This is a genomic window from Roseateles sp. P5_B10, from assembly GCF_056400485.1.
In genome coordinates, this window is record NZ_JBFULE010000335.1 from 1 (window position 1) to 5,627 (window position 5,627).

A 5,627-nucleotide genomic window follows, 5' to 3' on the forward strand; every position below is an offset into this window, starting at 1 on the left:
GTCAGTGGCTGGGCGGGTGGCGGCGCGGTGTCGAGCAGCTCGCCGCGCAGCGTCAGCGAAAACGCCGACGTCGGCGAGAAGTCGAGGCAGACCAGCGGCTCGCCGCGGCTGACACCGTCGTCGAACAGCCGGCCGTCGTCGCCCACGATGGCCAGGCCCGGCGCGTCGATGACGAGGCCGCCACCGGGAAAGCGCTCCGCCAGCTCGCTGCCTTCGGGCGGYGTGATGCGCAGCCGGCTGCCACTGTGCTCCCACACGGGCTTGAATGGCGCGGCGCCATCGTCACCGCCCACGGCCAGGTTGAGGCTGGCCCGCAGGCGCAGCGCCCGGCCCTTGAGCATGCGCACGCTCAGCGCCATCGCATCCGGCGTGGCGGCGGCCGACGCGACGACCTCGATGACGCCGGCATCAAAGGCATACAGCCAGCGGCAACGCTGCGGCTGGATCTCGAAAGCCGACGGCAGGCCGAGCAGCAGCCAGTCGCTCACCTGTGGCTGCACGAACAGCCGCAAACCGGCCGTGCCGAACAGGCCGAGCAGGCTGCGCTGCGTGGACAGCAGGCGGTTGATGCTGACATGGCCCTGGGTCAGCATGGAATGGAAGACGCCGCCCATCCAGCAGGTGGACGTCAGCGCGCCCTCGTCGGGCACGAGATGGTCGCCGCTGCGCAGGATGTGGCCGTGGGGCCGCTGCACCAGCAGTTCCTTGGCGCGCAACACGACGTGGGTCGCCTCGCCGGTGAAGAAACTCAAGCGCTGGTTGCCCTGCCATTCCTCATGGCGACGCTCGCCGGGGATGTAGGCGGCCAGGTCCTCGTCGCTGAAGTCCTGGCTGGCCAGCATCGATGCGCTGGCGAACAGGCTGGGCGCCGGCAAGAGGCCCGGCGCGTCCAGCATGTTGGATGGCTGGGCCTCGGGCAGCGCCAGCAGCGTGGGCAGCCGGGCCAGGTCGGCATCGCTGCTGGCCCCGGGATGATGGGCTTGCAGCGCCAGGAAAAAGCCCGCCGCCGCGCGCTCACCGGGCGCGAGCGGCAGTGCCTCGTCCTGCAACCCGACCAGGGCRTGCTCGTGCTGCAGGCGCTGACCCGGCAGGCCGCTCAACAGCCCGGGCGGCAAGGCGCCCTCACGCGCGGCATGGCCCCAGACCTGGCTGGCATCGGTCGCAAAACTCTCCGCGCGGCGCAACGAGCCGGCCAGCAGCCAGGGGTGCTTGCCGCCCTGCGCCTGGTTCTGGCGCGCGGCCAGCAGCACGCCGTGGCCGGGGTGCTGCAGCGGCTGCAGGTCGATGTAGTGGCTGACGTAGAACTCGTTGGTACGCGCGGCGCCATAGTCGGCCAGGCCCACGTCCTGCACCAGCACGGGTGCGATCTCGCAGGCGGTGTCGCTAACGTTCGCGGCCTGCAGATGCCAGAACAGCACGGCCTCATCTGCGGCYAGGCGCAGTTGCAGGCGCAGGGCCAGGCCGTCCCACTCACCGCGCATCTCGAAGGCACCTTCGTCGGTGTGCGCGCTCAGCGGCGAGAGCGGCCCCAGCAGCGCTGCGATGCGCCAATTGCCGCCCGCATCGCGCCGGCGCAGCCAGACATTGGCCGGCCCGCCTTCCAGCTCGTTGCCGGGGAAGAGGTTGAGCATCAGCGCCGGCCCGAACATCAGGCGGCGCAGCGCGCCATGGGACAGCAGCTCGGCCTCAAGGCCGACTTTGTTGCCAAGGGAGTGAACGGTCATGTTTGTCGCTGCGCCAACAGCCAGGGCAGCAGTCCAGGATCTTGATAGGCCGGCGTCCAGGAGTCGTGGCCGACACCGGGGTAGATGGTCAGTGATGCAGTGCCACCGGCCGCGCGCAGCGCCTCGACACAGGCGATGTGCGGCGCCAACGGCACGACTTGGTCCTGCTCGCCGTGATAGCCGCGCACCGGCACGCCGCGCATGGCGGACACCTTGGCCGGGTCGCCAAAGCCGCAGACAGGTGCGATGGCCGCGAGGTCGCGCGGGAAGGCCGTGGCCCAGTGCCACACGCCGAAGCCGCCGAGGGACAGGCCGGTACCGACGCAGCGCTGCGGATCGATATTGAGCCTGGCCTTGAGGGCGCCGAGCAGCTTGTGCAATCGCTCGGGGTCCCAACGCAGGTTGTCCTCGAGCTGCGGGCTGACAACGATGCACGGATAGTCGGCGCCGACGGCGACCAGCTTGGGCGGGCCGTGGACCTTGACCTTCTCCAGGTCGGTGCCACGCTCGCCCGAGCCGTGCAGAAAGACAACCAGCGGCCAGGCTTCGGTGCGTTGGCTGTATTCGCGCGGCAGCCAGATCCAGAAGCGCTGGCCTTCGAGCTCCCAGGCGCGCTGCTCGCCGGCGGCCAGGCCGGCAGGCGTGGGCGGCAAGGCCGCGCAGGCGCTGAGCAGAGCCGGTGTCGTCAACAGCAACTGGCGGCGGTTCATCGTCATGGTGCGGGCTCCAGCTGGATGGTGGTGGCGTTGGCGGGCAGGGGCAGTTCGCGGTCCTGCCAGCTCAGGCCCTGAGTCTCGACGTTAGCGCGCGGCAACCGCTCCGTACCCGGCCAGGCCAGGCGCAAATCACCAGGCAGTCGTTCGGGCCGGCGGTCGATATGCAGCGTCCAGCCGCCATCGGCGCGTTTGAGCAAGCGATAGTCCAGCCGCCCCCAGGCCGTGGACAGGCCGGCCACGCCGATGTCGCCCGCCATGCGCCAGGCGGGCGAAAGGCCAGCGCCGAGCACGAGGCTGCCGGTGGCTTCGCGCTCGTAGGCCAGCAGGTCCAGGGCCGCGCGCAGGTAGTCGGACGAGATCCAGGCATGCGGCATGTCGCCCAGGAAGCGGGCCTCGCGCGCATCGGGCCGCACCACCTCGGCCCACTGGTTCCAGCCCATCGGGCGCTGGTGCGTGAAGAACCAGGCCAGCAGCCGGTGCGCTTCATCCACCCGACCCAGGCGCACCAGGGCGCTGACATTGCGCAGTTCGTAGGGCGTGTAGTCCGCCCAGGCCTTGCGACCCGTGATGCGGGCCTCGGCTTCCGACACATAGCGGTCGAAGGTGCCGCGCAACAGCTCGGGTGGCAGCTTGTCGGCCTGGGCCGGGTTGAGGGCCATGGTCGTCGACGTCGCGTCGAAGTCGCCGCGGTCGGCGGCGCCGGCGATGTGGTTCAGCTGGTAGTGCCGGGCGGTCGCAGTGATGGAGGCGCCCAGTTCGGCCTCGAACTCGTCACGCGACACCGCCCAGCGCACGGCCTGCGCGGTGTCACCCAGGGCCTGGGCAATCTGCACCGCGTCCTTGTTGCCGCGCAAGGCCCAGAAGTCGTCCCAATAGGAATAGGCCGGCTTGTCGCTGTAGCCCTCGTGGCTGATGGACGGCGGCATCAGCCCCTTGAAGCGCGGGTCGGCACCCGGCTTGCGTTCACTCTGGCGCAGGGCCTCCATCCACGCCACGACGCGCTGCACCTTGGGCCAGTGGCGCTCCAGCAGCGCGCGATCCTGGGTGTGACGCCAGAGCTCRGCGACGGCAAACAGGTATTGGCCGTGGCTGTCGTTCTCGACGACGGGGTCGGCGCCGCGCTGGTCGACGCAGCAGGGCACCTTGCCCGACTCGAAGATATAGCCGCCATACCAGTCGACGAACTCGCGCGCGGCCTGGGCCTCACCCATGCGCACGAGGCCGGCCACCATCATGGCGCCATCGCGCACCCACGAGCGGGCATAGGAGCGCGTGCCGGGGCGCAGTGCGGGGCCGTCGCGGGACACGAGGATCTGCGCCAGCGCGCTGCGCATGGTGTCGGCGATGGGCTGGGCCTGGGGCGGCAGGTTCAGTTCCAGCACGCCGAGGCGGTCGCGCCATTGCGCGGCGGCGACGGCCAGGCGGGTGTCGAGGGCGCCCGCATCACCGCCCATCACCCAGCCCAGGCTGCGTGCCTCGCCCGGTGCGAGTTCGATGTCGAAGCGCATCAGCGCGGAGGGCAGTTGCTCGGCGTCCGCCAGTTGCGTGAGGGGCGGCGCCTGCAGCAGCGTGGCGAAGCCGGGGCCGGCGCTCCACGATGCGGCGCGCACTTCGGCCGGCGTCTCGCGTGGCTGGAGGGCCAGGCCGGCAGCAGTCAACTTGCCATCGGCCCAGGCCACGGTGGGCAAAGGACTGATGCCTCCTTGTGTCGACAGGAATTGCTGCGGCGGGTTGACCTGCCAGGGGCGCAATGCCAGCAGCAGCGAGTAGCGCTGCGGTTTGCTGGTCGGGTTGCGCAGCGTGTAGCGGGCCAGCAGCTGCGGCGCCTTGGCCGGGCCGTCGGCGCCGGCTTCGACGCGCAACTCGACGTCTGCATGCTGCCACCGCACGACCGGCAAGGCGTGCTCGATGAGGCTGTGCCCCGTGCGCACCTGAGCCCAAGTGACGAGACGACCATCAGCCAGGCGCACGGTCGGCTCGATGCTGGGGCCGCCGCGGGTCAGCTCGATGGCGCCGTCCTCGCTGACCAGGCCGGAGCGCTGGGCACCGCCATCCACGCCGACGACGGTCCAGTAATTCTGTTCGCCGAGGAAGGCCCGCGGCAGCTCGCCGCGCGGCAGGGACTTGGCCAGCTCAGCGACGGCGGCGTTGCGGTCCGGCCATTGCGCGGCGTCACGCAACTCGACCTCAGGCGGCTTTTTTCCTTCGTAACGCAGACGCAGCCAGCGCCATTCCTGCTCGCCGAGGAACAACGCGCGGCCGGGCTGGGTGGACAGCGTCTTCCAGCGCCGGTTGTCGTCGGAGACCTCGATGCGCATGGCCGCGCCGCTGGCAAACCACAGGCCGTTGAACTCGCGCAAGGTCTGGAAGTCCAGCGTCATCTCGCTGGCGCCCAGCCTGCGGCGCGGCTCGGGCCAGGCCTTGGGTGCGGGCTCGCGCGGCTCCAGGCCCAGGGCGCCGACGCACAAGGCCCCTGCCCCGCCGCCCTGCTGGCCGGCGACGACGACGAACTCGATGAACTGGCTGCGCTTGAGCACGCGGTCCTCGGTCGGCCCCCAGGCGAAGGCGACGTGGCGGCGCTTGAAGCGCGTCTCGGTCAGCGTGTCGGGTAGGGTCAGCGCCGGGCGATTGATCCACCAGACGTTGTCGCCGCTGGCGTCGACGAACTTGATCTGCACGTCGTTGCCGGTGGTCTTGCCCTTGAGCTGGGTCGTCAGCGCGAAGTCGGCCGGCCAGTCCAGCGGCAGTTCGCGGCGCAGGACGGCATAGCCCGACACGCCGGCAAAGTCGTAGTCGAGGCAGAGGGAGTCGTCGCGAGAGTCTTGTCGAAGGGTAGCCTTGACCTGGTCGGAGGCGGTGGCTTTCCAGCGGGTGGCGTCCTTCATGTCATCGAGGATGGCGGCGTGAGACGCAAGGCACGCGAGCAGGGTGCAAGTCAGCAAGACGTAGAGAAACCTTCTCATGGCTTGGCGGCTGCAGGTTGAGAGGTAAGGCCCATGCCGGGAGTTCGCCCCGGCGGGCGACCTACTTTCTTGTGCGAACAAGAAAGTAGGCAAAGAAGTCGCCCCCGAACCGCCCGCCCCTTTGCTTCGCAGCGGGGTGCCCTGCGGTACTCAGCCCTTGAGGCCCCGCGCAAAACTCCCTTCGCTACGCTGCGGTCAAACAGTTGCGCGGAGTCAGTTCTTGA

3 protein-coding genes are annotated in these 5,627 nt (G+C 70.1%); all 3 read right to left on the reverse strand.

The window, feature by feature from the left end:
* On the reverse strand, positions 1–1,724 hold a 1,724-nt coding region (locus AC1DU6_RS18580; protein WP_477858802.1), incomplete at its 3' end, for a hypothetical protein.
* A complete protein-coding gene (locus AC1DU6_RS18585) occupies positions 1,721–2,440 on the reverse strand; it encodes a carboxylesterase family protein (RefSeq protein ID WP_457322720.1) in 720 nt (239 codons plus the stop codon). The genes AC1DU6_RS18580 and AC1DU6_RS18585, both read right to left, overlap by 4 nt.
* Positions 2,437–5,403: a glucosidase family protein gene (locus AC1DU6_RS18590; RefSeq protein ID WP_477858803.1), complete on the reverse strand. Its 2,967-nt coding sequence runs from the start codon at positions 5,401–5,403 to the stop codon at positions 2,437–2,439. The genes AC1DU6_RS18585 and AC1DU6_RS18590 overlap by 4 nt, the downstream gene beginning before the upstream one ends.
* Positions 5,404–5,627: the final 224 nt, after the last annotated feature.

Bases quoted from the DNA above. Each gene is read 5' to 3' on its own strand.
- AC1DU6_RS18585 (WP_457322720.1), bottom strand. From the start codon at position 2,440: ATGACGATGAACCGCCGCCAGTTGCTGTTGACGACACCGGCTCTGCTC.